The sequence below is a fragment of the Pseudonocardia aurantiaca genome, assembly GCF_039526725.1.
In the GTDB taxonomy this organism is placed as follows: Bacteria; Actinomycetota; Actinomycetes; order Mycobacteriales; family Pseudonocardiaceae; genus Pseudonocardia; species Pseudonocardia aurantiaca.
This window is the reverse complement of record NZ_BAAAJG010000017.1, coordinates 31,053-57,048: the sequence shown is the minus strand read 5'-3', so window position 1 is coordinate 57,048 and position 25,996 is coordinate 31,053. Positions and strand designations below refer to the sequence as shown.

27 protein-coding genes are annotated in these 25,996 nt (G+C 72.7%); 19 read left to right on the top strand and 8 right to left on the bottom strand.

What is annotated here, in order from left to right; all coding sequences use genetic code 11:
* The first annotated feature begins 114 nt into the window (after window positions 1-114).
* Window positions 115-531, top strand: coding sequence for an OsmC family protein (locus ABD143_RS26825; protein WP_343984116.1), 417 nt, complete (start codon window positions 115-117; stop codon window positions 529-531).
* A 6-nt stretch (window positions 532-537) separates the two neighbouring features.
* Here the strand turns inward: ABD143_RS26825 and ABD143_RS26820 are convergent, their stop codons facing one another.
* Genes ABD143_RS26820 through ABD143_RS26795 form a run of 6 tightly spaced genes read right to left on the bottom strand, consistent with a single transcriptional unit; the run spans window position 538 to window position 5,357 of the window.
* Window positions 538-777, bottom strand: a complete 240-nt coding sequence (locus ABD143_RS26820) for a hypothetical protein (protein WP_343984114.1) — start codon at window positions 775-777, stop codon at window positions 538-540.
* A 48-nt stretch (window positions 778-825) separates the two neighbouring features.
* Window positions 826-1,527: an ABC transporter ATP-binding protein gene (locus tag ABD143_RS26815; protein ID WP_343984112.1), complete on the bottom strand. Its 702-nt coding sequence runs from the start codon at window positions 1,525-1,527 to the stop codon at window positions 826-828.
* A complete protein-coding gene (locus tag ABD143_RS26810) occupies window positions 1,524-2,282 on the bottom strand; it encodes an ABC transporter ATP-binding protein (RefSeq protein WP_343984110.1) in 759 nt (252 codons plus the stop codon). The genes ABD143_RS26815 and ABD143_RS26810 overlap by 4 nt, the downstream gene beginning before the upstream one ends.
* Complete coding sequence (locus ABD143_RS26805) at window positions 2,279-3,265, bottom strand: branched-chain amino acid ABC transporter permease (protein ID WP_343984108.1); 987 nt, start codon at window positions 3,263-3,265, stop codon at window positions 2,279-2,281. Before ABD143_RS26805 ends, ABD143_RS26810 begins: the two co-directional genes overlap by 4 nt.
* Before the next feature lie 5 nt (window positions 3,266-3,270).
* Window positions 3,271-4,134 (bottom strand): branched-chain amino acid ABC transporter permease, encoded by an 864-nt coding sequence (locus ABD143_RS26800; RefSeq protein ID WP_343984106.1) that lies wholly within the window; start codon window positions 4,132-4,134, stop codon window positions 3,271-3,273.
* Window positions 4,134-5,357 carry an ABC transporter substrate-binding protein gene (locus ABD143_RS26795; protein WP_343984104.1) on the bottom strand — a complete coding sequence of 408 codons (1,224 nt, stop codon included), beginning with the start codon at window positions 5,355-5,357 and terminating at the stop codon, window positions 4,134-4,136. The genes ABD143_RS26800 and ABD143_RS26795 overlap by 1 nt, the downstream gene beginning before the upstream one ends.
* A gap of 470 nt (window positions 5,358-5,827) precedes the next feature.
* Here ABD143_RS26795 and ABD143_RS26790 point away from each other — a divergent pair, with 470 nt between their 5' ends.
* The gene (locus tag ABD143_RS26790) at window positions 5,828-6,619 is read left to right on the top strand and encodes a hypothetical protein (protein WP_343984102.1); all 792 of its coding nucleotides are present in this window, start codon (window positions 5,828-5,830) and stop codon (window positions 6,617-6,619) included.
* A 9-nt stretch (window positions 6,620-6,628) separates the two neighbouring features.
* The gene (locus ABD143_RS26785) at window positions 6,629-7,303 is read left to right on the top strand and encodes an MBL fold metallo-hydrolase (RefSeq protein ID WP_343984100.1); all 675 of its coding nucleotides are present in this window, start codon (window positions 6,629-6,631) and stop codon (window positions 7,301-7,303) included.
* A gap of 59 nt (window positions 7,304-7,362) precedes the next feature.
* Here the strand turns inward: ABD143_RS26785 and ABD143_RS26780 are convergent, their stop codons facing one another.
* Entirely contained in the window at window positions 7,363-7,776 is a 414-nt protein-coding gene (locus tag ABD143_RS26780) for a VOC family protein (protein ID WP_343984098.1), read from the bottom strand.
* Between the two features lie 308 nt (window positions 7,777-8,084).
* On the opposite strand from ABD143_RS26780, the gene ABD143_RS26775 reads away from it, so the two are divergent.
* The 5 genes from ABD143_RS26775 (at window position 8,085) to ABD143_RS26755 (ending at window position 11,227) form a co-directional block, all read left to right on the top strand.
* Complete coding sequence (locus tag ABD143_RS26775) at window positions 8,085-8,528, top strand: PRC-barrel domain-containing protein (RefSeq protein WP_343984096.1); 444 nt, start codon at window positions 8,085-8,087, stop codon at window positions 8,526-8,528.
* Window positions 8,529-8,659: 131 nt separating this feature from the next.
* Window positions 8,660-9,046, top strand: a complete 387-nt coding sequence (locus ABD143_RS26770; protein WP_343984094.1) for a VOC family protein — start codon at window positions 8,660-8,662, stop codon at window positions 9,044-9,046.
* Window positions 9,043-10,065 (top strand): methyltransferase, encoded by a 1,023-nt coding sequence (locus ABD143_RS26765; RefSeq protein ID WP_343984093.1) that lies wholly within the window; start codon window positions 9,043-9,045, stop codon window positions 10,063-10,065. The genes ABD143_RS26770 and ABD143_RS26765 overlap by 4 nt, the downstream gene beginning before the upstream one ends.
* Entirely contained in the window at window positions 10,062-10,433 is a 372-nt protein-coding gene (locus ABD143_RS26760) for an MmcQ/YjbR family DNA-binding protein (protein WP_343984091.1), read from the top strand. Before ABD143_RS26765 ends, ABD143_RS26760 begins: the two co-directional genes overlap by 4 nt.
* Window positions 10,434-10,441: 8 nt before the next feature.
* Complete coding sequence (locus ABD143_RS26755) at window positions 10,442-11,227, top strand: alpha/beta fold hydrolase (protein ID WP_343984089.1); 786 nt, start codon at window positions 10,442-10,444, stop codon at window positions 11,225-11,227.
* Here ABD143_RS26755 and ABD143_RS26750 read toward each other — a convergent pair.
* Window positions 11,187-11,612 carry a TIGR03668 family PPOX class F420-dependent oxidoreductase gene (locus ABD143_RS26750; RefSeq protein WP_343984087.1) on the bottom strand — a complete coding sequence of 142 codons (426 nt, stop codon included), beginning with the start codon at window positions 11,610-11,612 and terminating at the stop codon, window positions 11,187-11,189. The genes ABD143_RS26755 and ABD143_RS26750 overlap by 41 nt on opposite strands.
* A 96-nt stretch (window positions 11,613-11,708) precedes the next feature.
* On the opposite strand from ABD143_RS26750, the gene ABD143_RS26745 reads away from it, so the two are divergent.
* The 11 genes from ABD143_RS26745 to ABD143_RS26695 all read left to right on the top strand — a co-directional run bounded on the left by ABD143_RS26745 (window position 11,709) and on the right by ABD143_RS26695 (window position 25,966).
* Window positions 11,709-12,437 carry an MBL fold metallo-hydrolase gene (locus ABD143_RS26745; protein WP_343984085.1) on the top strand — a complete coding sequence of 243 codons (729 nt, stop codon included), beginning with the start codon at window positions 11,709-11,711 and terminating at the stop codon, window positions 12,435-12,437.
* A gap of 162 nt (window positions 12,438-12,599) precedes the next feature.
* Window positions 12,600-14,252, top strand: coding sequence for an ABC transporter substrate-binding protein (locus tag ABD143_RS26740; protein WP_343984083.1), 1,653 nt, complete (start codon window positions 12,600-12,602; stop codon window positions 14,250-14,252).
* A gap of 12 nt (window positions 14,253-14,264) precedes the next feature.
* Complete coding sequence (locus tag ABD143_RS26735; protein WP_343984081.1) at window positions 14,265-15,221, top strand: ABC transporter permease; 957 nt, start codon at window positions 14,265-14,267, stop codon at window positions 15,219-15,221.
* Window positions 15,218-16,108 carry an ABC transporter permease gene (locus ABD143_RS26730; RefSeq protein WP_343984079.1) on the top strand — a complete coding sequence of 297 codons (891 nt, stop codon included), beginning with the start codon at window positions 15,218-15,220 and terminating at the stop codon, window positions 16,106-16,108. The genes ABD143_RS26735 and ABD143_RS26730 overlap by 4 nt, the downstream gene beginning before the upstream one ends.
* On the top strand, window positions 16,105-17,121 hold the full coding sequence (locus tag ABD143_RS26725; RefSeq protein WP_343984077.1) for an ABC transporter ATP-binding protein: 1,017 nt from the start codon (window positions 16,105-16,107) through the stop codon (window positions 17,119-17,121). Before ABD143_RS26730 ends, ABD143_RS26725 begins: the two co-directional genes overlap by 4 nt.
* A gap of 2 nt (window positions 17,122-17,123) precedes the next feature.
* Entirely contained in the window at window positions 17,124-18,140 is a 1,017-nt protein-coding gene (locus ABD143_RS26720; protein ID WP_343984075.1) for an ABC transporter ATP-binding protein, read from the top strand.
* A gap of 279 nt (window positions 18,141-18,419) precedes the next feature.
* The gene (locus tag ABD143_RS26715) at window positions 18,420-20,480 is read left to right on the top strand and encodes a protein kinase domain-containing protein (protein ID WP_343984073.1); all 2,061 of its coding nucleotides are present in this window, start codon (window positions 18,420-18,422) and stop codon (window positions 20,478-20,480) included.
* Between the two features lie 129 nt (window positions 20,481-20,609).
* Window positions 20,610-21,593, top strand: coding sequence for a pirin family protein (locus ABD143_RS26710; protein ID WP_343984071.1), 984 nt, complete (start codon window positions 20,610-20,612; stop codon window positions 21,591-21,593).
* Entirely contained in the window at window positions 21,590-21,934 is a 345-nt protein-coding gene (locus tag ABD143_RS26705; RefSeq protein WP_343984069.1) for a GNAT family N-acetyltransferase, read from the top strand. The genes ABD143_RS26710 and ABD143_RS26705 overlap by 4 nt, the downstream gene beginning before the upstream one ends.
* A gap of 56 nt (window positions 21,935-21,990) precedes the next feature.
* Window positions 21,991-25,146 carry a DEAD/DEAH box helicase gene (locus ABD143_RS26700; RefSeq protein WP_343984067.1) on the top strand — a complete coding sequence of 1,052 codons (3,156 nt, stop codon included), beginning with the start codon at window positions 21,991-21,993 and terminating at the stop codon, window positions 25,144-25,146.
* Entirely contained in the window at window positions 25,139-25,966 is an 828-nt protein-coding gene (locus ABD143_RS26695; RefSeq protein WP_343984065.1) for an SWIM zinc finger family protein, read from the top strand. The genes ABD143_RS26700 and ABD143_RS26695 overlap by 8 nt, the downstream gene beginning before the upstream one ends.
* Window positions 25,967-25,996 lie beyond the last annotated feature (30 nt).

The following is a 25,996-nucleotide window of genomic DNA, read 5'->3' as shown; positions in this document are numbered from 1 at the left end:
AGGCGCGGCCACCGACAGAAGCGGGTGCGGCAGCAGTGGCCCCGGCGAGGATCGCACGGACGTTCGAACGGCGCTCAGGCGGGTGCGGCGCGCTCACCGCACTAACCTTGCCCTGTGGGTGAACCCAACGTCTGGTCCAGCGCGAAGCTTCCCGACGGCGACGGCCGCAGCGCCGGGGTCACGGTCAACGGCTACGAGCTGAGCTGCGAGATCCCGCTCGACCCGGAGCCGGAACCGGCGGGCGCCACCCCGTTCGGGCTGCTCGCGGGCTCCCTCTCCGCCTGCACCGCGATGTCGGTGCGCACGTTCCTGCAGCGCTGGGGGGTCGACCCGGGCGAGGTCGTCGTGGACGTCGCATTCCGCCCCGGCCGCCCGCCGATGATGGAGCGGCGCGTGACCGTCGAGGCCGCGGTCGGCCCCGACCTGCGCGAACAGCTCGCCATCGAGGTCGACCACACGCCGGTGACCGTGCTGCTGCGCGACGCGCTGACCATCCGCACCCAGCTGACCACCGGCGCCCGGAGCCGCTGAGGACGCTCAGAACGGGAAGCGCAGGTCCGCCGTCAGGCGGCTGCGGATCAGCGGGCCGATCCATCGGGACCCGCCGCGCCGCGGGAGCTTCGCGATCCGCGGAGCGAGCTGCGGCAGTCGCCGCGTCGCGCCCTCGGCGACGGCCTGCCCGATGTGCAGGGCCGCGAGGGCGTGGGTGTCGAGCGCGCTGTGCCGGACCCGGTGGCCGGCAGGCGGTGCCGCCAGCCGTTCAGCGACCTTCTTCATGCCCTCGCCGTGCTCCCCATACCCGTCCAACGTGCTGGGTTCCCGAACTCAGGCGACCCCGAGCAGCCGCTGGGCGGTGTGCGGGTCGCGCCGGAACTCCGCCGTGGGCACCCGGTGCACGAGCGCACCCTTCGCCATCACCGCGATCTCGTCGGCCACGCCGAACGCCAGATGCAGATCCTGCTCCACGAGGAGCACGGCGACGCCCTCGCCGCGCATCGTCGCGATCACCCCGGCGATCTGCTCGACGATCGCGGGCGCCAGCCCGTCGGACGGCTCGTCGAGCAGCACCAGCCGGGGGTTGGTGAGCAGCGCCCTCGCCACGGCGAGCATCTGCTGCTCGCCGCCGGAGAGCTGCCCCGCGTACTGCTTGTGCCGGTCCGCGAGGCGCGGGAGCAGGTCGAGGACGGTGTCGACCGACCACGTGCCCGTGCGCCGTCCCGAGGCGAGCGCGAGGTGCTCCCCGACTGTGAGCGTGGCCCATACGCGGCGTCCCTGCGGCACGAGCGCGACGCCCGAGCGGGCGATCCGGTCCGGTCGCTGCCCCACCAGGTCGGCACCGTCCAGTCGGACGGAACCCGTCGTGGCCGGCACGAGCCCGGCGAGCGTCATGAGCAAGGTCGACTTGCCGACGCCGTTGCGGCCGAGCAGCCCGAGCACCGCACCGGCGCCGAGATCGAGGTCCAGTCCGTGCAGCACGGTGCTCCGGTCGTAACCGGAGACGAGCCCGCGCACCTCCAGGAACGTCATCGCAGGAACAGCTCCTCGCGCCTGCCCGTGCCCAGGTACGCCGCGCGGACGTCCTCGCTGGCGCGCACCTGCGCCGGGGAGCCCGAGAGCAGCACGCGGCCCAGGTGCAGCACGGTCACGGCGTCGGCGAGCGCGAACACGAGGTCGAGGTCGTGCTCGACGAACAGCACGGTGATCTCCCGAGGCAGGCGTTCGACCAGCTCGACGAGCCGCGCGCTCTCCGCAGGCGACATGCCGGCGGCCGGCTCGTCGAGCAGCAACAGCGTCGGGCGGCAGGCCAGCGCGAGCGCCACCTCGAGCTGCTTGCGCTCGCCGTGCGACAGCGCGGGCACGAGCACGCGGGCCCGGCCGGTGAGTCCGGCCGCGGTCAACAGCTCGTCGGCCCGCTCCCGGACGCGCGGCTGCTTGCGCGGCAGCAGGGAGATGCGCCCGCCGTCGTGGCGCTGCACGGCCAGCGCGACCGTCTCGGCCGCGGTCATCGACGTGAAGAGGCTGGCGTGCTGCATCGTCTGGCTCATCCCGAGCCGGCACCGCTTCACCTCGGAGAGCCCGGTGACGTCCCGACCGGCCAGCTCCACGGTGCCCGCGTGCGCCCGCATCGTGCCGGTCACCAGCTTGAACAGCGTCGACTTCCCCGCTCCGTTGGGTCCGATCAGGGCGTGCCGGGAGCCGGGGGCGACGTCGAGGCCGACGTCGTCGACGGCCTTGAGCGCCCCGAACGAGCGGCTCACGCCGACACAGCGCAGGGCCGTCATGACGGGGTCTCCCGCCTGCGCAGGCGCAACCCCGCGGCTCCGCGCGGCAACAGGTAGACGACCAGCACGAACACGATGCCGAGCACGAGCGTGCCGTGCCCGCCGAGGCCGGGGCCGAGCGCGTCGCGGATGACGATCACGAGCGCGGCACCGAGGCAGGCGCCCCACAGCGACCCCGCGCCCCCGATGACCACGGCGAGGAGCGCGAACGACGCGGTCACGAAGCCGAGGTCGGGCAGTGCCACGAACCGGGCCTGCGCGGCGAGCAGCGAACCGGCCAAACCGGCGACCCCGCCCGCCAGCACGAAGACGCCGTACTTGTAGAGCGCGGTCGGGTATCCGAGCGCACGCATGCGCGGTTCGTTGTCCCGGATGCCGCGCAGCGCGGCCCCGAACGGCGAGCGCGCCACCACCCAGACCAGGACGAACCCGAGCACGAACACCGCGAGCACGTACCAGTGGAGGAACCCGGCGTTCGCCAGCGGCGCTCCGGCGAGGCGGACGGCCGGGATGCCGGTGAGGCCGTTGGCTCCGCCCGTGACCTCGTCCCAGGTGTTGGCGAGCTGCTGCACCGTCTCGCCGATCGCGAGGGTGAGCATGAGGAAGAAGACCCCGCCGGTGCGGACCGTGATCCACCCGGTGAGCGCGGCCGCCACGGCCCCGACGGCCGCGCCGACGAGCATCGGCACCGGGGCCTCTGCCGTCACGTTGATCGACACCCAGCCCGCCGCGTAGGCGCCGGAGCCGAAGTAGGCGGCGTGCCCGAGCGACGGGAGCCCGGTGACGCCGACGAGCAGGTCGAGGCTCACGGCGAACAGCGCGAACACGAGGACGCGGGTCAGCGTGGTGGTGGCGAACGGCGCGAGGAAGAGCGGCGCCGCCGCGAGCACCACGAGCACGGCCGCGGCGACCAGGCCGCCGCGTCCGCGCCCCGGTTCGGGTGTGGTCGCCGGGGCGCCGCCGGGTACCGCGGGCGCGTCCACGGCCGTCACCGCGTGCCTGCCGTAGTGAGACCGCCGAAGAGCCCCTGCGGGCGCAGCACGAGCACCAGAGCGAGCGCCGCGAACAGGACGAAGGAGGCAAGTTCGGGCAGCAGCACGCGGCCGAGCGTGTCGACCTGCCCGATGATCAGGGCGCCGACCAGCGCGCCGCGCACCGAGCCGAGGCCGCCGATCACGACAACCACCAGCGCCAGGATCAGCACGGTGGCGTCGAGACCGGGGCGGGCCCCGTAGACCGGCCCGCCGAGCACCCCCGCTGTAGTGGCGAGCAGCGAGCCGACAGCGAACACCGCGGCCTTCACCAGCCGGTTGTCCACGCCGATCGTCGCGACCATCTCGCGGTCGGCCACGGTGGCCCGCACGAGCGCGCCGACCCGCGTCCGGTCGACGACGAGGTGCACGGCGAGCGCGAGGACCGCGCCGACCCCGATCAGCACCAGCCGGTAGGTCGGGTAGACGGCGCCGAACACCGTGACCGAGCCGTCGAGCGCGGGCGGCGCGGCCACGGACAGCGGGTCGTCGCCGAACGCGATGATCAGCAGCTCGGACGCGACGAACGCGACCCCGAGCGTCAGGAGGGCCTGGTCGAGGTGGCTGCGCCTGCTGAGCGGCTCGGTCATCAGCGACAGCAGGCCACCCGCCACCAGCCCGAGCACGGCGGCGATGCCGAGAGCCGCGAGGAAGCCGCCCCAGCTCCCCGCGAACGCGGCCCCGAGGTAGGCGCCGCCGAGGAACAGCGCGCCGTGGGCGAGGTTGAGGACGTCCATCATTCCGAACACGATCGAAAGCCCGACCGCCACGATGAACAGCAGGAACCCGATGGCGAAGCCGTTGAGGACGCTGACGAGCATCAGGCCGCCGGCTGGCTCTGCTGGCCCAGGTCCTGCACGACGGCGTTGACCAGCGTGCCGCGCAGGTCCTCGACGCGGCGCAGGTACATCGTCTGCCGCGGCGTCTGGTTCTCGAACGTCCACGGCCCGCGCGGGCTGTCGCCGATCGAGCCCACCCCGCCGAGGGCCGTGGCGAGCGCGTCGCCGTCGAGCGCGCTGGTACTGCGCAGCGCCCGGTTCAGGACGTTCGCGGCGTCCCAGGTCTGTACGGAGAAGCAGCTCGGTGACTCCGCGTGCGCAGCCGTGTACGCCTCGACGAACGCCGAGTTGGCCGGGTTGTCGAGCTGGTCGCTGTAGTGCAGCGTCGTCTGCACGCCGAGCGCGGCGGCGCCCTGTTGTTCGAGGACGCTGCCCTCGGTGAGGAAGCCGGAGCCGTACAGCGGGATCGTCGAGGACAGCCCGAACTGCGTGTACTGCCGGACGAACGTGATGGCCTCGGCGCCGGAGAAGAAGCAGAACGTGGCGCGCGCCCCGGAGTCCTGGATCGCGGTGAGGAACGGCTGGTAGTCCGACGTGGTCCCGAAGGGGGGCTTGGCCTCCCCGACCACACGCCCGCCGCCCGTCTCGAACGCCCGCCGGAATCCGGCGAGGACCTCGGTGCCCGCGGCATAGTCGGGGGCGATCGCGTAGACGCCCTCGGAGAAGCCGGACTCGGCGAGGTGGGTGCCCATCGCGGCGGCGACCTGCCCGTTGGTGAAGGAGGTGCGCCAGATATAGGGCGTGCGGTTGGCGGCGGTGAGGCCCTCGGCCCCCGCGTTCGTCACGACGAGCAGCTTGCGCGACTCGGTGAGGAGGTCGCGCACGCCGAGCGCGGTGGCCGAGTTGACCAGGCCGACCACGACGTCCACACCGTCGCTCTGCAGCACCCGCTGCACGGCGGGAACGCCCGTCTGCGGGCTCTCGCCCTCGTCCACGACCACGGTCTCGACCGTGTAGTCGCCGAACTTGTTGCCGTTGCCGTCGAGCCAGAGCTGCCAGCCGCGCTGCATGTCCGTGCCGAGCGCGGCGTAGACGCCGGACTGCGGGACGACCAGCCCGACCCGCACGGTGCCGCCGCCCTGCGCACCGCTCTGGCCGGTGCCGTCGCCGACGCTGCTCCCGCATGCGGCGAGGGCCGGGAGGGTGGCCGCTGCCCCGAACAGCCCGAGGAGCCTGCGCCGAGTGATCAGGGATTCGTCGGCCATCGCGCATCTCCTCCTCGTAGGCGCCACTCGCGGGGCGGAGCGTCGACGGATCGTTGTCGAGCGTCCATCTCGCTGTCAACAATTCGGTCGAACCGGGACGGTCGTCGCGATGCAATCGTGACGCGGCGTTCCGGACATCTGCCCTCCGTCGGAGTGGACCCGCGAGATCGACCGGGTGGGGGAACTCCAGCCTCGGAACCCCGCTGAGGTCGATCTCGCGGCAGTTTCGCGGAACGTTTCCGCCAGTAGGCCTCGAAGATCCATCCTCGGGGCATGTCTGGTGTTCCAGGCTGGCCTGTCGCGTTTCGCGGGTCGGCGGCCGTCGCGACGGGGCTCGTCACCCGGATCAGCTGCGCGGGCCGCGGTTCCTGCGGCTGTTCCCCGACACGTACGTCACCACGCCCGACGAGCCGCAGCCCGACCTGACGCTGCGCTCGCACGCCGCATACCGCTACATCGAGGGACGCGGGGTGCTGTCGGGCTACTCCGCGGCCGAACTGCTCGGGGCGTCCTGCGGGCCGAAGAACGCCCCGGCCGAGGTCACCGTGCTCCACCGGGGACAGCGCAGCCCGGCCGGGCTGCTCGTGCACCGCGAGCGGCTGGCGCCCGGAGAGGTCCGGGAGGTCGGCGGGGTGCAGGTCACGAGCCCGGTCCGCACCGCCTACGACCTCGCCCGCCGGGGTGCCCTCGTGGAGCGGGTCGTCGCCGTCGATGCCCTGGCCAACCGGCACCGGTTCGCGCCGGACCTGCTGCTGCACTTCGCCGTGCGCTACGCCGGGGCGCGGGGGAACGACGGCATCGCCGAGGTGCTCGCGCACGCCGACTGGCGGGCCGGCTCGCCGATGGAGACGCGGCTGCGGATGGTCATGGTGCAGTGCGGCCTGCCGCGGCCCGAAGCGCAGTGGGTGGTGCAGGACGAGCGGGCCCGCAGCGCAGTGTGGCTCGACCTGGCCTACCCGGAGTACCTCATCGGCGTCGAGTACGAGGGCGAGGGGCACACCGACCCGGCCGTGGTGCTCACGACGTCGGCCGCTACACGGAGCTGGTCGACAAGGGCTGGCGCATCTACCGGTACACGAAATTCGACATCCTGCACCGCGCCGACCGCATCCTGGAACAGCTCAGCCGCGCCCTGGACCGGGCGAGATCGACGTGAGCGGGGCCGATCCGCCTACCTCACCCCCACCACGTCGATCTCGTCCGCTCGAAGGCGTCCGCAGGAGGCATCACGACCACCGCTCCGGCTGGGTGTGCTCGTCTAGGCTGGATCGGTGGACGTCCTCGACAACTACTCCGGTCACACCGAGCCGGGCGGCGCGGCGATCCGCCGTGACCTCGACGCCCTGACCATCACCAAGCTCTCGGTCGGGCCGATGGACAACAACGCATACCTGCTCGTCTGCAAGGCGACCAACGAGGCGCTGCTGGTGGACGCGGCCAACGAGCCGGACCGCCTGGCCGACCTCGTCGGTTCCGGCGACACCCGCCCGGAGCTGAACCACCTCGTCACCACGCACCGGCACGCCGACCACTGGCAGGCCCTCGGCGCCGTGGCGGGCATGTTCCAGACCCGCCAGATCGCCCATCCCCTCGACGCCCCCGAGCTGCCGATCCCGATGGACGAGCTGGTGGAGAACGGCGACACCGTCCGCTTCGGCGAGATCGAGCTGGAGGTCGTGCACCTGCGCGGCCACACGCCGGGCTCGATCGCGCTGGTCTACCGCGGCGCGGACCGCCCGCACATCTTCACCGGCGACTCCCTCTTCCCCGGTGGGCCGGGCAAGACGGCCGGACCCGCGGAGTTCGGGTCGCTGATGGACGACCTGGAGGAGCGGGTCTTCGGGCAGCTCCCGGACGAGACGTGGGTCTACCCCGGCCACGGCGACGACACGACCCTGGGTCAGGAACGGCCGAGCGTTCCGGAGTGGCGGGCGCGCGGCTGGTGAGCCGAGCTCGCCCGCACCGGTCCTGGCATCCTCCGGCCAGGACCGGGCTGGGCAACCGGTCAGGCCTGCGACTGGGCGATGTTGACCATCCACGGCACCCCGAACCTGTCGACGCAGGCGCCGAACTCGTCGCCCCACATCTGCTTCTCCAGCGGGACCGACACCGTGCCGCCGTCCGCCAGCTTCTCCCAGTGGCCGCGCAGCTCGGCGGCGTCGTCCCCGCTCAGGCTCACCTGGATGTTGTCGCCGGGGTTGTATTCCATCCCCTGCGGGGTGTCGGAGGCCATCAGCGTGAACCCACTGGGGGTCTCGAGCAGGGCGTGCATGACCTTGTCCGCGTCCGGCGAGTCCGCCGCGCCGAACTCGCCGAAGGTGTTGAGCGTCAGGGTGCCGCCGAAGACGTCCTTGTAGAACTCCATCGCCTGCCGTGCCGTGCCGTCGAAGCTGATGTAGGGGTTGAGGCGAGATGCCATGAGCCCTCCTCGGGTTGCTGGCGTGACGGGGTGCTGCGTGCGGGGTTGCTGCAGGACGGGCATCGTCGCAGACCGGCGAACCCCCGGCCAGGCCGCCTGAGGCAGGCCCACCACGGGGTGACCCGCCCGGCACCCCGGGCCGAACCCGTCGCCGCCTTTTCGGCCCGTCGGGCGCACGCCTCGGCCACCGCTGGCTGCGATCGTCGCCAGTGACGGCGGAGAGGATCTGCCGGCAGCGGCGCTGCTGGCACCCGCTCTGCCGGCGCCGCCGACCACGAGGCCGGCGGGACGACTACCGGGAGGGCCACATGACACAGGCCATCGAGTGGGTCACCTACCGGGGTATGCCGCTGTATGACGAGGACGGCAACCTCATCGGCACTATCGAGGAGTTCTACATCGAGGCGGACGACGCGGCGCCGGCATGGGTCGTGGTCGTCGCCGACGAAGACGAGACGGAGAGCACGGACGGAGCCGACGGAGACGCGACGCGGTCGTACGTGCCCGTGAGCGACGCCCGCCGCGCCGACGACGGCCGCGGCCTGCAGGTCCCGGTCAGCGGCGACACGGTCCGCAATGCGCCTACCGCACAGGGCGAGGGCGATCTCTCGGGTGACGAGGAGCGGCGGCTGTACGAGCACTACGGGCAGACGTACCCGGGCGGAGACGCTGGGGGCGCGGACGCATCCGACAAGTCCGACGGGGGCTCGCGCAAGCCTGGCCTGCTCCAGCGCCTGCTGGGCCGCGACTGACCCAGCCCGGCCGGGGAGCGCCCGCAGGTGCAGCGGCGGGCAAGGGGCGGCACACAGCGCTCGGCCCAACGCTCCCCGGCCGTTCCCATTCGTTCAAGCCGCCGAGCCGGGGTCCGCCCTACGGTCCCCGCATGAGCATCCATCCCACCCTCCGCTACACCGACCCGCGTGCCGCGATGGGGTTCCTGACGGGCGCGCTCGGATTCGTCGAGCAGGCCGTCCACACCGCGGACGACGGGTCCGTCGCGCACGCGGAGCTGAGCCACGGCGACGGTGTCGTCATGGTGGGCACCCGGACCGGCGGGTCCGACCAGTTCGACACCGGGCGGGCCGTCATCTACCTGGCGCTCGACAGCGCCGAGGAGGTCGACGCGCACCACGCGCGGGCCGTCGCGGCCGGAGCCGAGGTCGTCCTCGGGCTCGTGGACCAGCCCTACGGCTCGCGGGAGTACGCCGTCGCCGACCCCGAGGGCAACATCTGGTCGGTCGGCAGCTACCGCCCGCAGGTGAAGCCGTGACGGCGCCCGCGTCTGAGCGGGCCCGGCTCGCCGAGCTGGTCTTCGGGTTCTTCCCTGCCCAGCTCGTGCAGACACTCGCACGCCTGGGAGTGCCGGACGCCCTCGGCGCGGGCCCGCTCTCCGTGGACGAGTTGGCGACCCGGACGGGGACGCAGCCCGACGCACTGGGCCGGCTGCTGCGGGCGGCAACCGGGCTCGGCCTCGTCCGCCCGACGGCTGACCAGCGGTACGTGCTCACCGAAGGCGGTGAGCTGTTGCGCTCCGGCACCCCCGGCTCGATCGGCAACCTCGCGCAGCTGTTCTGCGGCGACGCCGTCTGGCGGGCGTGGGGGGAGCTGGAGTGGAGCGCCCGGACGGGCGAGCCTGCGTTCGAGAAGATCACGGGCCGCCCGACGTTCGAGCACATGGCAGCCGACCCCACGCTCGGCGCGATCTTCACGGAGGCGATGGCGGAGGGCACCCGGATGGCCGCACCCGGCGTGGTCGCCACCTGCGACCTCACCGGGGTCCGCACACTCGCGGACGTCGGCGGTGGCAACGGGACACTGCTCGCCGCCTTCCTCACCGCCCACCCGGGCCTGCGGGGAATCCTGTTCGACTCGCCGGAGGGCGTCGGCGACGCGGCCGCCGTGCTCGGCCGCCTCGCCGCCCGCTGCGAGGTCGTGACCGGCGACTTCTTCCACGCGGTTCCGCCCGCCGACGCGTACGTGGTCAAGAGCGTGATCCACGACTGGGACGACCGCCGCAGCGTCCGCATCCTCTCGCGGGTGCGCGCCGCCATGCCGGCCCACGGCGTGCTGTTCCTGGTGGAGCCGGTGCTCGCCGACGACCCGGACGCGCTCGCGGGCCAGCGCATGACCCTCATGAGCGACCTCAACATGCTCGTCTGCACGGGCGGCCGGGAGCGCACGGAACAGGATTTCACCGCGCTGCTGAACGAGGCCGGGCTCCGCCTCGACACCGTCACGGCCGTGCCGCCGCCCACCGGGTACTCCGTGCTGCGCGCGGTGCCCGCATGACAGCTGCCGACCCGCTCGCCCGCCTGCGGGCGCTCTGCCTCGCGCTGCCGGAGGTCACGGAGAAGCTCAGCCACGGGGAGCCGACCTGGTTTGTGCGCCGCACGTTCGTCATGTACGCCGACCACCACCACGACGACCGGCTCGCCTTCTGGTGCGCCGCCCCGCCAGGGGTGCAGGAGGAGCTGGTCGCGGCGGACCCCTCGCGGTTCTTCCGGCCGCCCTACGTCGGGGGGCGCGGCTGGCTCGGGGTGTACCTCGACATCGAGGCCCCCGACTGGGCGGAGATCGGCGAGATCGTGACCGACGCGTACCGCCAGGTCGCGCCGAAGAAGCAGCTGGCCCGGCTCGACGGGGCCAGCAGCGGTTAGGGTCGGGCGTGCCCGACCTGCCGCTCCTAGCCGTCCCCGGTGGGCGCGTCGAGTACGACGACGTCCCCGGCGACCCCGCACTCGCCCCGCTGCTCTTCCTCCACGAGGGACTCGGCTCGGTCGGCCTCTGGCGGGGCTTCCACCGCCGGGTCGCCGCCGCCACCGGTCGTCGCACGGTGGCCTACTCCCGCGTCGGCCACGGCTTCTCCGACCTGCCCACCGGCAAGCGCACCCCCCGGTTCATGCACGAGGAGGCCGCCGAGGTGGTGCCTGCGCTGTGCGCCGCGCTCGGGCTCGACCGGCCGGTGCTCGTCGGGCACAGCGACGGCGCCTCGATCGCCCTGCTGGTGGCGGCCGCCCAGGAGGTGCGCGGACTGGTGGTGCTCGCCCCGCACGTGTTCGTGGAGGAGCTCGGGCTGCGCGGCATCGCCGACGCCAGGACGGCGTTCGTGGACGGGGGCCTGCGCAGCCGGATGGCCCGCCACCACCGCGACCCGGACATCACGTTCTGGAGCTGGAACGACGTCTGGCTCTCCGACAGCTTCCGCGACTGGGACATCCGCGCCGAGCTGCCCGGCATCCGCTGTCCGGTGCTCGCCGTGCAGGGCACCGAAGACCAGTACGGGAGCATGGCCCACGTCGAGGCCGTGCGCGACGGCGCGAGCGGGCCTGTGAAGCTGCTCGTGCTCGGCTGCGGGCACTCCCCGCACCTGGAGGAACCCGACGCCACGGCGGACGCCGTCGCCGCGTTCCTCAGGAGGCTGCAGTCCAGCCCGTCCAGCGGATCGGGCTGATCACCACGAGCGGACCTGCCGGCGGGGCCGCCGCGTAGGGCGGGTACTTACTGGCGAGCGCGCGCATGCTCGCGTCGTACAGCGTTCCGCTCTCCTGCACCTCGGCCGTCCCGTCCACGCGCACCCACCACAGCTGCGACCAGTCGTCGGCGTAGTGGTCGACGAGGAGCCCGACGCGCGGCTCGCGGGCGACATCGGCCAGCCGGGCGAGCTGCGTGGTCGTCTTCGGCTTCACCTCGTCGACGGCCGAGCACACCAGCCCGTCCACCACCACGAACGTGATGGGCACGAGTCGCGGCGAGCCGTCGGCGCGCAGGGTGGCCAGCCGGGCCACGGGGGCGGCCGCGAACCGGGCGCATGCTTCGGCGGGATCGAGGGCGGGCACTTCAGGCCGCTCGCGGGGCTGTCATCCGGCCCGTCATGCGGCGAGTCTCGCGCGAGGCCTGAGGCCACTGCCAGCCGGGGGCTAAGGTCCGGGCGCATGGCTCCTCCGCGCGCGGTCGCGCTCGCCCCCGGTGTCTTTCGCATCCCCACGATCGGCTCGTGGGGGACGAACTCCTTCGCCTTCGTCGACGACGACGGCTCCGTGACGCTGGTCGACACCGGTCTCAAGAGCGCGCCCCCGCGGATCGTCGCCGGGCTGAAGGCGATCGGTAAGCACCCCTCCGACGTGCAGCGGATCGTGCTCACCCACGCCCATCCCGACCACGCGGGCGGCGCGGCGGACATGGCCGGGAAGACGGGCGCGCCGGTCGCCGTCCACGAGGACGACGCCGGGTTCGTGGAGACGGGGACCGCGCCGCCCACGGACACGTCGTCCCTCGCGGGGAAGTTCTTCGCCCGGCTCCCGAGCGGCGGCTTCCCCGCCGTCGCCGTGGCCGAGCGGCTCACGGACGGCCAGATGCTGGACGTGGCAGGCGGGCTTCGGGTGGTGGCGACGCCCGGGCACTCGCCGGGGCACATCTCGCTGCTGCACGAGAGGACCGCCACCCTGATCACCGGGGATGCCATCTTCAACGTGCTCGGGGTGCGCTACTCGCCGCGCCCGCTCTGCACCGACTTCCGCCTCACCCGACGCACGGCGCACGTCCTCGGCGACCTCGAGTACGAGGGGGTGGGGTTCACCCACGGCCCGGAGATCCTCGACGGCGGCCGGACGGCCGTACGCCGGTTCCTCGCGAAGGCGGTCGACCGGAAGACTCCCGAGTAGTTCCAACCCGCGCGAGGGTTGCTCCGGGTAACTAAAGAGCGATCTTCGTCACAGCCCGTGTTTCCAAGATGTCAACACGCGTCGACACGTGCGCGCAGCACATGGCATGCCCTCGGTATACCGGTTACCTTCCCCCGACCGGATGACGGCGGAGGAGACCAGATGGGCGCGAGCACGACAGCAAGCAGGGTCTGGAGACGAGCGGGGGCGCTGCTCGCGGCGGCCACGGCGGTGGCCGCGATGGCGGCCTGCGCACCCGTGCAGCAGGCCGCAGGACCGAGCGCTGCGCCCGCCACCGACTCGTTCGGCACCCCCGCGGACCCGGCCGCAGTGCAGGAGGGCGGCACGCTGACGATCGCCCTGTCCGCCGAGCCGGACATGCTCGACCCCACGCAGTCGCGCTCGCTCTACTCGCGCTACGTCTTCTCGACGATGTGCGAGAAGCTCTACGACATCGACCAGGACACGAACATCGTCCCGCAGCTCGCCACCGCGCTGCCCGAGGTCTCCCCCGACGGGCTCACCGTCACGATCCCGCTCCGTGAGGGCGTCCGGTTCGCCGACGGCGGCGCGATGGACGCGCAGGCGGTGGTCACCACGTTCGAGCGCAACCTCACGATGTCCGGATCGGGCCGGAAAAACGAGCTCGGGCCGATCACGTCGGTCGAGCCCCAGGGCACGAACGCCGTGGTCGTCCACCTCTCGCAGCCGTTCGCGCCGCTCACGGCAGCGCTCGCCGACCGGGCCGGCATGATCATGAGCCCGGCCGCGCTTCAGCAGCTCGGCGACAAATTCGGCACCGCACCCGTCTGTGTCGGGCCGTTCCGCTTCGAGAACCGCGTGGCCCAGAACTCCATCGACGTCGTGCGGGACCCGAACTACTACGACGCGGGCCGCGTCCACCTGGACCGGATCACCTACCGGATCATCACCGACCCGAGCATCCGGGCGGCGAACCTCCGGTCCGGCGACGCGCAGGTGGCGGACTCGCTGTCCACGCAGGACGTGCCGTCGCTGCGCACGGCGCCCGGGCTCACCGTGCTGGAGTCCAACTCGCTGGGCTACCAGGGCATCACGTTCAACGTCGGGAACGTGGCGGGGCTCGACAACCCGAAGGGCGACGTCGGCACGCCGCTCGCCAACGACCCACGGGTTCGCCAGGCGTTCGAGATGTCCATCGACCGCGAGGGCCTGGCCCAGACGGTGTGGGGCGGGCTCTACTCGCCCACCTGCTCGCCGATCAGCCCCGACTCGACCTACAGCAGCGACACGGCACAGACCTGTACACCCCACGACCCGGCCGCCGCCAAGGCCCTGTTGCAGGAGGCAGGCGTCCAGATCCCGTACCCGATCTCGATGATCACCTCGAACAACTCCGACTCGCTGCGGCTGGCCCAGGCGCTGCAGGCCCTCGTCGCCGAAGGCGGGTTCGACCTCCAGATCCAGCCGGTCGAGTACTCCGCGCTGCTCGACCAGCAGGACCGCGGCGACTTCGAGATGCTCCAGCTCGGGTGGTCCGGCCGGATCGACCCGGACAACAACATCGCCAACTACCTCAGCACCACCGGCGGGCAGAACGTCGCGGGCTACAGCGACCCGGCCCTCGACGCGCTGCTCACCCAGGCCCGCTCGAGCACCGACCGGGCCGAGCGCGTGCGGCTCTACGGCGACGTAGTGACGGCCATCCACGCCGCCGACCCGATCGTCTACCTGTACCGGCAGCGCAACCTGACCGGCGTCTCCGACGCGGTGTCGGGCGTGCAGGTGTTCCCGGACGGCCTCCTGCGGGTCGCCTTCGCGGGCCGCACCCGCTGACGGCCGCGTTCCATGCGGTCCTACCTGCTGCACCGCTTGTGGCAGTCGGCGGTGACGCTGGTGCTCGCCACGATCGTGGTGTTCCTCGGCGTCCGCGCGCTGCCCGGTGACCCGGCGCTCGCGTTCGCCGGCGAGGAGCGCGACCCCGCATCGCTCGCGGCGATCCGCGAGCGGCTCGGGCTCGACGAGCCCCTGATCGTGCAGTACGGGCACTTCGTGCTCGGCGCGCTGCGCGGGGACCTCGGCAACTCCACACGCACCGGCATCCCGGTCTCCGAGATGATCGCGACGGCGCTGCCCGTCACGATCGAGCTCTCGGTGCTGGCAATGCTGCTGGCGATCGGGCTGGGCGTCGCCACCGGTGTGGTGGCGGCCGTCCGGCGCGGTCGCCCCGCGGAGTGGTTCGCCAACGGCCTGGCGCTGCTGGGGCTGTCGGTCCCGAACTTCTGGCTCGGGCTGATCGCGATCCTGTACCTGTCCGTCGGTCTCGGCCTGTTCCCGGCATCGGGGTTCGTCCCGTTCGCCGAGGACCCGCTCGGGAACCTGCACCGCCTCGTGCTGCCCGCATGTGTGCTGGGCACTGGCATCGCCGCGATCGTGATGCGCCAGACCCGCTCGGCGATGCTGGAGTCGCTCGGGGCCGACTTCATCCGCACGGCGCGGGCCAAGGGCGTCTCGCCTCGCGCGGTGATCGGCCGCCACGCACTGCGGAACAGCCTGATCGTGGTCACCACGGTCGTCGGGTTGCAGCTCGGGATCCTCATCTCCGGCGCCGTGGTCACCGAGTCGATCTTCGGCCTCCCCGGGTTCGGGAAGATGACGATCGACGCGGTGTTCCAGCGCGACTACCCGGCGATCCAGGGCGTCGTCCTCGTCACGGCGACCGCCTACATCCTGATCAACTTCCTGGTCGACCTGGCGTACTCGCTGATCGACCCGAGGATCCGCGTGGCGGGAGCGCCGACATGACCGCGACGGAGATCGTCACCCCGCCCGCGCCGGACCCGGGCGCGGCACCCCCGCGGCGCCGGGCCGCCCTGCGTCGGCTGCGGCGCAGCCCGCTGGGGATCGTCGGGTTCACGGTGCTGGCCGTGGCCGTGGTCGCCGCGGTGCTCGCCCCGCTGATCGCGCCGTACTCGCCCTCCCAGGTGAACTTCCAGGCGCCGATGCAGATCCCGGGCACGGTCGGCTACCTCCTCGGCACCGACGACCTGGGCCGCGACGTGCTCTCCCGCATCCTCTACGGACTGCGGGCGTCGCTGCAGGTGGGCGTGCTGGCCGTCGCGCTCGCGCTGGTGATCGGAGTACCGCTGGGACTGGCGGCCGGCTACTTCCGCACCGTCGACGCGCTGATCTCCCGGCTCACCGACCTGATGCTCGCGTTCCCGTTCCTCCTGCTCGCCGTGGGGCTGGCGGCGATTCGCGGGCCGAGCCTCGGCAACGCGGCGCTGGCGCTGGGGATCTCGCAGATCCCCGGGATGATCCGGGTCGTCCGGTCGGAGACCCTGCGCCTGAAGAACCTGGACTTCGTTGCCGCGTCGGTGGTGGACGGGGCGAGTGACGCTTGGGTGCTGGGGCGGCACGTCCTGCCCAACGCACTCTCCGCGGTGATCGTCCAGGCGACGGTGGCCATCCCGCAGGCGATCATCGGCGAGTCCGTGCTGTCGTTCCTCGGGCTGGGCATCCAGCCCCCCGACCCGAGCCTCGGCACGATGCTCGCCGACGCCCAGCAGTACGCCACCACCGCGCCGTGGACGGCCGTGATCCCCGGCCTGGCGATCATGCTCGTGGCGCTCGCGTTCAACCTGTTCGGCGACGCGCTGCGCGACGCACTCGACCCGAGGAGCAGCCGGTGAGCGCTTCTACAACGGCCCCGGCCGTGCCGGTGCTCTCGGTGCGGGACCTGCGCGTCACCTTCCGCACCGACGACGGCCCGGTCTCGGCGGTCGACGGCGTCACGTTCGACGTCGCTCCTGGTGAGGTGCTCGCGGTGGTCGGCGAGTCGGGCTGCGGCAAGAGCGTCACCGCCATGAGCATCGCGGGCCTGCTCCCCGGCACGGCGGCCGTGACGGGCTCGGTGCGGCTGCGCGGGAACGAACTGGTGGGTGCCCCGGAGCCGGTGCTGCGCGAGGTGCGCGGCAACGAGGTGGCCTACATCTTCCAGGAGCCCATGACGTCGCTGAACCCGGTCTTCACGGTGGGCAGCCAGATCGCCGAGACGCTGCGCATCCACCAGCGGCTCTCCCGGCGGGACGCGCTCACGCGGGCGGTCGAACTGCTCGCGCTGGTGGGCATCCCGGAACCGGGCAGGCGGGTGCGCGAGTACCCGCACCAGTTCTCCGGCGGGATGCGCCAGCGCGTGATGATCGCGATGGCGCTGGCGTGCGACCCGGCGGTGCTCGTGGCCGACGAGCCCACGACGGCGCTGGACGTCACCGTGCAGGCCGCCGTGCTCGACCTGCTGCGCGACCTCGGCACCCGGCTGGGCACCGCGATCGTGCTGATCACCCACGACCTCGGGGTGGTGGCCGACATCGCCGACCGCGTGCTCGTGATGTACGCGGGCCGGCCCGTCGAGACGGCGGTGACCCAGGACCTGTTCGACGCGCCGCGCCACCACTACACGCTGGGCCTGCTCGGCGCGGTGCCGACCGCGGCCCGGCGCGGCGCCGAAGGCCGGCTGCGGGAGATCCCCGGGCTGGTGCCGGTGCTGCACGAGCAGCCGGACGCGTGCACGTTCGCCGAACGCTGCCCGGCGGCCGACGCGCAATGCAGCGCGGGCGCGCCCGCGCTGCTGCCCGCGACCACGGACGAGGGCGGCACCGAGATCCACCGCGCCGCCTGCTGGCACCCGGCGAACGGGAGGTAGTGATGACGGACCAGAACACTGCGGCCGATCCCCCCGCACTCGAGCTCACCGACCTCGTCATGCACTTCGGCCCGGTCCGGGCCGTCGACGGGGTGAGCCTGACGATCGAACGCGGGAAGGTGCTCGCGCTCGTCGGGGAGAGCGGCTCCGGCAAGTCGACGGTCGGGCGGTGCGTCGTGCGGCTGCTGCAGCCGACGGCGGGCACCGTCCGGCTGGCCGGCACGGACATCACGCAGCTGAGCAGACGGCGGCTGCGGCCGCACCGGCGCGAGGTCTCGATCGTCTTCCAGGACCCCGCCAGCTCGCTCGACCCGCGGCTGCAGGTGGGCGAGATCGTCGGCGAGCCCTTGCGACTCCTCGGTCTCGGGCAGTCCCGCCGGGACCGGGATCGCCAGGTCGGGGACGCGCTGGAGCAGGTGGGGCTGCGGCGGCAGGTGGCCCAGCGCTACCCGCACGAGATGTCCGGCGGGCAGCGCCAGCGCGTGAGCATCGCACGAGCCCTGGTGTCCTCGCCGCGGCTGCTCGTGGCGGACGAGCCGACCAGCGCCCTCGACGTGTCGGTGCAGGCCTCGGTGCTGAACCTGCTGGCCGACCTGCAGCGGGACCTGGGCTTCGCGTGCCTGTTCATCACCCATGACCTGTCGGCCGTCGAGTACCTGGCCGACGAGGTCGCCGTCATGTACCTGGGGACGCTCGTCGAGCACGGCACGCGCGACGCCGTGCTCGGCGCGCCGACTCACCCGTACACCCAGGCGCTGCTCTCGGCGGCGCCGCTGCCGAACCCTCGCGAGCAGCGGGCCCGGCAGCGCGTGCTGCTCAGCGGCGAGATCCCCTCGCCCACCGCCCCTCCCCCGGGCTGCCGGTTCCACACCCGCTGCCCGGTGGCGGAGCAGCGGTGCCGCACCGAGATCCCGTTGCTGCGCGACACCTCGCGCGGGCGGGTGGCGTGCCATCTCGTCGCCGACGACGGCAGCGGGCCCGACGTGCGCAGCCAACGGCCTGCCCCGGCCCTCAGTTAGGCGCGCCCTCGGTCCTGGACGACGCATGTGACCCCCGGGAAGGGAATCGGCCTCCGATATCATTGAGGGGCGGTAGTTGTCGAATCAACTTCCTGGGGGTTCCGATGCAATCCGTCACGTCTCCGACGTCACCACGCTGCCCCGCATGAGAGCCCCTGGCCGGATTCGCCAACGCCGTGTGCACGCCGGCGTTCGCCCGGACGTGTAGGTCGCACGGGGCGCATGCGGACAACAGCACCAACGGGGGATGCGCATGGGGAGTGACGCCGCATGGCCGGAATGAAACTCTATTCGCTCGAATCCAGCGATCCGCGGCTGCTCGGCCCGTACCGGCTGCTGTGGCGGATCGCCACGGGCGGCATGGGCCGCATCTATCTCGCCCGGCAGGAGGCGCCCGGAACCCCCGCCAGCGCCGCCGGACCCAACGGGACCGTGGTGGACCACGGGCTCGTCGCGGTCAAGACGCTCCTCACCGAGGGGATCGTGAGCAGGCCGGACCGGGAGCGGTTCGCCCGCGAGGTGCAGCTGGCGGGGCGGGTCGACTGTGCGTACACCGCCACGGTGCTCGACGCCGACGCGGAGGCGGAGCGCCCGTGGCTCGCCATCGAGTTCATTCCGGCGCCCAGCCTGGCCGAACTCGTCGTCAGCGCCGGGACGTTGCCCGCCGACGCGGTGCGCTGGGTCGCGGCCGGGGTCGCGCGGGCGCTGGTCGAGCTGCACGGCCTGCGGGTCGTCCACCGGGACATCAAGCCCCTGAACATCCTGCTGCCCCATGACGGCCCCCGCCTCATCGACTTCGGCATCTCGCACGCCCACGACCACACCAGCTCGACGACGACGATCGGCACCTTCGCGTTCACGTCGCCGGAGCAGGCGTGCGGCAACAAGTCCACCGCCGCGTCCGACGTGTACTCCCTGGGCGCCACTCTCTTCTTCCTCGCGGTCGGCCGCCCGCCGTACGAGCAGACCGACCACCCCATCGGGGTCCTCGCCCTCGTCCAGCGCGGTGAGCTCAACACGAGCGGGCTGCCGCCGGAACTGGAACCGCTGATCCTTCCGTTGCTGGAGGTCGACCCTGGGAGGCGTCCCGCTCCGTCCGATGTGCTGCGGGACATCCTCTCCGGCCTCGACCAGGCGACGGCGGACCGGGGCGCTGAGCGGTGGCTGCCGGGCGCGTGGACCGCGCTGATCGATGAGTACGCGGAGCAGGGGCGCGAACTGCGCGACGGGACAGTGGACGTCGACGCGGCCGAGGCGCCGACGCAGATGAAGTCCGAGGGCACCCCAGAGGGTTCGGACGGGGCGAGCAGCGAGATGCGCGAGCAACTGCTGGAGGCCCTGCGCAAGCAGCAGGACGCCTTGGCGCGGGCGCAGGCCGAGGAGCAGGCGGAGGCAGAGGCTCGGAAGCTGGCGCGCCAGGAAGAGGAGGAGCGGAGGCTCAGGGAACAAGCGCGGAAGGAAGAGGCAGAACGCCGGGAGCGGGAGCGCACGGAACAGGAGCGGAACGAGAAGGAACAGAAGGAGAGGCAGCGCGAGGAAAGCGAGCGCGCAACGCGCGAGAAGACCGCGACCGCCGCGCCGAAACTGGATGACTCGAAAGGCTGGGGCGGCCCGCTGCTTGTGGTCGCAGCCATCATCGGGGTCCTGATCTGGCAGCCCTGGGGCCAGCCGGACGACGACACTCCGACAAGCGGCCCCTCCACCCCACCTTTCGTCAGCAGCAGCGACAGCCTCGATCACATCGACAGCGGCACCGACACCTCCTCCAGCTCGTCGAGCGGCGGCCCCGATTACACCGAGCCGCCCGAATCGGTGACCAGCACCCCCGAGCCCGACCCCACCGAAGACGCCTTCAAGGCCGTCTCGTACGGGGACTGTCTGGACGTCGTCGACACCGGTTACGGCGGTCACAGCGAGTACGACTGGAGCGAGGAGGAGCCGAACACGACGTCCTGCGGCTACGGGGCGCGCGTGAGAGTTACCGGCACCACGGGCGACTGCGCGTCCGGCGTGGACAAGGCCGCCTGGTCGTACTACTCCACCACCAGCGAGGAGCGGACCACGCTCTGCCTCACCGGCCAGTACCACCAGGGTGACTGCCTGCTCGCCACGCGCGACGGCAACACCGTCAGCAGCATCGCGATGCTGTCGTCCCCGAACTGCGCCGACCAGATGGTTCCCGCCGCGTACAACGAGATCCTGGTCGTCACGGCCATCTACCGGGCGACGGCGGGCGCCGGCACCGAGGTCTGCCGCCATGGGCAGTACGACGCCAACTCGTACTGGTCCATCAACGTGGACGACGACGCGACGATGCTGTGCCTGAAGGCGTACGACTGAGCCCACTGCAACTGACAGGGGCCCAGTGTCCCGCAGCTCAAGGAGATCAAGGGATGTGACCCCGGGAAGGAAACGGCCTCCGGCACCGTTGAGGCCGGTACTTGTCGAATCAACTTCCTGGAGGTCCCGATGCCAGCAGTCACCGTCTCCGACGTCACCGCGCTGCCCCGGGTGCCCGAGCCCGGCGCGGCCGCGACCGACCGGCCCGTCCGCTCGGTCACGACGGCCCCTTCCGGGTTCGAGGGCGAGGGGTTCCCGGTGCGCCGGGCCTTCGCCGGCATCGACCTGCGTGACCTCGACCCGTTCCTGATGATGGACCAGATGGGTGAGGTCGAGTACGCGCCCGGCGAGCCGAAGGGCACGTCGTGGCACCCGCACCGGGGCTTCGAGACCGTCACCTACATCATGGACGGCACGTTCGAGCACGCCGACTCCCACGGCGGCGGTGGCGTGATCACCAACGGCGACACCCAGTGGATGACCGCGGGCGGCGGGCTGCTGCACATCGAGCGGCCGCCGGAGGCGCTGGTCATGAGCGGCGGGCTCTTCCACGGCCTGCAGTTGTGGGTGAACCTGCCGAAGGCCGACAAGTGGCTCGAACCCAAGTACCAGGACCTCCGCGCAGGCGAGTCCGCGCTGCTGACGACGCACGACGGGGGCGCGCTCATCCGCGTGATCGCCGGCGAGCTGGCCGGGCACCGTGGGCCGGGCTCGACGTACACGCCGATGGCGATGCTGCACGCCACGATCGCCCCCGGCGCCACCGTCCGGCTGCCGTGGCGGCGCGACTTCAACGCGCTGGTCTACGTGCTCTCCGGCGCGGGCTCCGTCGGCGCCGAGAAGCGGCCGGTGCAGACCGGACAGGCCGCGCTGTACGGACCGGGAGATACGGTGACGGTGTCGGGCAACGAGCGGCAGGAGTCGCGACTCGCCGGGCTGGATGTGATCATCCTGGGCGGGCAGCCGATCCGGGAACCCATCGCCTGGGCCGGCCCGTTCGTCATGAACACCAAGGCCGAGGTGCTGCAGGCGTTCGAGGACTACCAGAAGGGCAAGCTGGGAGTCGTGCCCGCCACGTATGTCCCCCACGGCTCTCTCGGAGGCAACGCATGACCGAACCGGACCAGAACAACGGGAACGGCAGCAACAACAACGGCGTCGAGAACAACGGCGTCACCGTGTTCGACGTCCCGGAGTGGGGCCGGTTCGAGATCCACGTCGACGGCAAGCTGGCAGGCTTCGCCGCCTACAGCATCGCCCCCGGCACGATCACGTTCACCCACACCGAGATCGACGACGCCTACGGCGGCAGGGGCCTGGGCGGCACGCTGGCGCGGGCGGCCCTGGACGCGGCGCGCGCCCGCGGCCTCGCGGTGGTGCCCCGGTGCCCCTTCATCCGCCGCTGGATCGAACGGCACGAGGACTACCAGGACCTGGTCGCGGCGGAGAAGTAGGCGGGCTGCGACCGGTGGCCCGTCCGACCGTCGGGGCCCCTCCGTAACCTGACTGGATGCTCGCCGTCCACGCCCTCTGGTCCCCCGGGCGCGGGGTGCTGCTCTGGGCCGAGGACGGCGAGCGTCCGCCCACGTCGTCGAGCCGGTCGCTGCGGTCGGCCCGGCCCCATCCCTTCGCGGCGCCGGTGTCGGCGCTCTCGGCACTGCACCCGGGCAAGCCGGCCACGGTCACCCTGCTGCTCCCGTCCCGGCCGGGCGGGCCGCTCGCGTCGCCGGAGCTGGTGCGCACCGGCGGGCGGGCGGCGCCGCCGCGCGGCGGGCCCGTGCTGCGCCCGTGGTCGGTGCCCGCGCTGGCCGTCGACGTGGCCGAACTGGAGGACCCCGCCGACGAGGTCCGCTACGGCGCCTCCGTGGCGCACCTGCGGGCCGTCGCCGCGCTGGCTGCCGAGCTGGCCGCCCGCGGCCGGGTCCTCCCCACGCTCGTCCGCCACGGTGCGCACGCGTTCGCCCGGTGGCGCCCGGTGGTGCAGGGCCTCGACGCCGTCACGTTCGACGCGCTGGTCGCCGGGCTGCCGCCGGTCGCGCGGGCCGAGGCGGCCGCACCGGGCCGCGTTACGCAGCCGGGCCCGGACCCGCACGACTTGGTCGCCGACGCGCTCCACGCGCTCACCGACGCGGCCGTCCGCGACCGGCTGGCCAGGGCCGCCGCGCCGATCGACCTGCTCCCGCCGCGCCGCGGCCGCACGCCGCGACGGCTTCCGGCCACCGAGGCCTGGCTCGCGGCGCTCGTCACGCCCGACGGCCGCGTGGGCGGCGACCAGGGGGTCGCGGCCACCGAGCTGGAAGCGCTCGCCGACGCCGTCGCCGAGTGGGACGCGTTCGGCGCCGGCCCTTCCGGGGAGGCGCGGGCCAGCTTCCGGCTGTCGGAGGTCAGCACGCTGCACGACCCGGGCGACCCCGCCGACGACCTGCTCGACCAGACCGGCGACGGCACCCGCTGGGTGCTGGAGTTCCTGCTCCAGGGCAGCGCCGACCCGAGCCTGCTGGTGCCGGCCGCACAGGTCTGGTCCGGCGGTGCGGAGCGGCTGATCGCCGACCCGCAGGAGCTGCTGCTCGCCGAGCTGGGCCGGGCGTCCCTGGCGCTTCCGGCGCTTGCCCCGGCGCTGCGCGAGCCCCGGCCCACCCACCTCGACCTCGAGGCCGACGGCGCCCACCAGTTCCTGACCTCGGGCGCGGCATTGCTCGTCGAGGCCGGGTTCGGGGTGCAGCTCCCCGCCGGGTGGGACGGCGCCCGCCGCGTCGGGCTCACGCTCAGCGCGCGCAGCACGCCCGCCGACCGCGTGCTCACCCGCAGCGGCCTGGGCCGCGAGCAGCTGGCGGAGTTCCGCTGGTCCATCGCGGTCGGCGACGACGAGCTGTCCGAGGAGGAGATCACCGAGCTGGTCGCCACCAAGGCGCCGCTGGTCCGGCTGCGGGGCAAGTGGGTGAGCGTCGACGCCGATCGGCTGCGCGCCGGGCTGGAGTTCCTGCGCCGATCCCACAGCCGCCGGGCCAGCGGCGCGCTCACGGCCGGTGAGGTGATGGCGCTCGCGGGGCGCCACCCCGACGACTGGGAGGCCGACGGCGAGGAGGGCGTTCCGCTACCCGTCACGGCGATCCACGCCGACGGCTGGATCGGCGAGCTGCTCTCCGGCCACGTCGAGCAGGCGGTCACCCCGGTCGAGCCGCCGCCGTCGTTCCGGGCGCAGCTGCGGCCTTACCAGCAGCGGGGCGTCTCGTGGCTGGCGTTCCTGTCGAGGCTCGGCCTCGGCGCGTGCCTCGCCGACGACATGGGCCTGGGCAAGACGGTGCAGATGCTCGCACTGGAGGCTTACGAACGGGCCCAGGCCGAGCACGGCCCCACGCTGCTGGTCTGCCCGATGTCGCTGGTCGGCACCTGGGAGCGGGAGGCCGCGCGGTTCGCGCCCGACCTGCGGGTGCTGGCCCACCACGGGCCCGCCCGCCGCCACGGCGACGAGCTGCGCGCGGCCGTCGCGGAGGCCGACCTCGTCGTCACCACCTACGCCACCGCCACTCGCGACGCCGACGAGCTCGCCGACATCATCTGGCGGCGGCTCGTGCTCGACGAGGCCCAAGCGATCAAGAACAGCCGGGCCTCCTACGCGCGGGCCGTCCGCCGCTTCGACGCCGAGCACCGCGTGGCGCTCACCGGCACGCCGGTGGAGAACCGGCTCTCCGAGCTGTGGTCGATCATGGACGTGCTCAACCCCGGCCTGCTCGGCTCCGCCGACCGCTTCCGGGCGCGTTACGCGATCCCCGTAGAGCGCCACGGCAGCACCGAGGCGGCCGCGCTGCTGCGCCGGGTGACCCGCCCGTACCTGCTGCGCCGGGTCAAGACCGACCCCACGATCATCGACGATCTGCCCGACAAGATCGAGATCACCCAGCACTACCGGCTCACCCGCGAGCAGGCCTCGCTCTACCGCACCGTCGTCGACGACATGATGGAGAAGATCGAAGACAGCGAGGGCATCGAGCGGCGCGGCAACGTGCTCGCTGCGATGGCGAAGCTCAAGCAGGTCTGCAACCACCCGGCCCAGCTCCTGCACGACGGCTCCCCCGTCGGCAGGCGCTCCGGCAAGATCATCCGGCTCGAGGAGATCCTCGCCGAGATCCTCGACGAGGGCGACCGCGTGCTGTGCTTCACGCAGTTCACCGAGTTCGGCAACCTGCTCGTGCCGCATCTGTCCGCGCGCTTCGACACCGACGTGGCGTTCCTGCATGGCGGCACGTCGAAGAAGCAGCGCGACCAGATGGTCACACGCTTCCAGGCGGGCGAGGGGCCGCCGGTCATGCTGCTCTCGCTCAAGGCGGGCGGCACGGGCCTCACACTCACGGCCGCCAACCACGTGGTGCACCTGGACCGCTGGTGGAACCCCGCCGTGGAGAACCAGGCCACCGACCGCGCCTTCCGCATCGGCCAGCGCCGCAACGTCCAGGTGCGCAAGTTCGTCTGCCCCGGCACCGTCGAGGAACGCATCGACGAGATGATCACGAAGAAGCGCGCGCTGTCCGAGATGGTGGTGGGTGACGGCGAGGGCTGGCTCACCGAGCTGTCCACCGACACCCTCCGCGAGCTGTTCACGCTCGGCACCGAGGCGCTCGAGGACGCGGTCGAAGGGGGCCCGGACGACGGTGATGGCTATGCCTGAGCCCGACCCGTTCTGGTGGCGCGACGAGGCACCGGCCCGCCCGCGCAAGGTCGAGGGCGGCATCCAGATCAACAGCACCCGTGGACCCGTGGCGCGCACGTGGTGGTCGCAGCGGTTCCTCGGCGTGCTGGAGAGGCTCGGCGTCGGCGGCAGACTCTCGCGCGGGCGCAGCTACGCCCGGGCGGGCCAGATCGTCTCCCTCGACGTCGCCGCGGGCGGCGCGCTCGCGCAGGTGCAGGGCTCGCGGCCGCAGCCGTACAAGGTGCGGATCGGCATCCCGGCGTTCGGCAAGGCCGAGTGGACATGGGTCACCCAGGCGCTGGCCGGGGAGGCCTCGTATGCCGCGGCGTTGCTCAACGGGGAGATGCCCCGCGAGATCGAGACCGTCTTCGACGGGGTCGGGCTCTCGCTCTTCCCCGCCGACCAGCGCGACCTCGCCATGGACTGCAGCTGCCCTGACTACGCGGTGCCGTGCAAGCACCTCGCGGCGGTGTTCTACGTACTCGCGGAGCGGTTCGACGCCGACCCGTTCCAGATCCTCGCGCTGCGCGGCCGCGACCGCGACACACTCCTGGAGGAGCTGCGGGCCCGCCGGGCCGCTGCGGCACCCCCCGACGAGAACGGTGGCGTCGCGGCGCTCGCGGACGTCATGGACGTGTTCTGGACCGGCGACACGGGCCTCGCCGAGCGCCTCTCCGGTGCGCACACCCCGCCCGACGCGATCCTCGACCAGGTCCCCGACTTCGCCATCACGGTGCGCGGAGAGCACCTGACCGAGCTGCTGCGCCCGGCCTACCGCGCGCTGGCCGGCGAGGACTGACCACAGGTCAACGACACGAACATCCGTGCT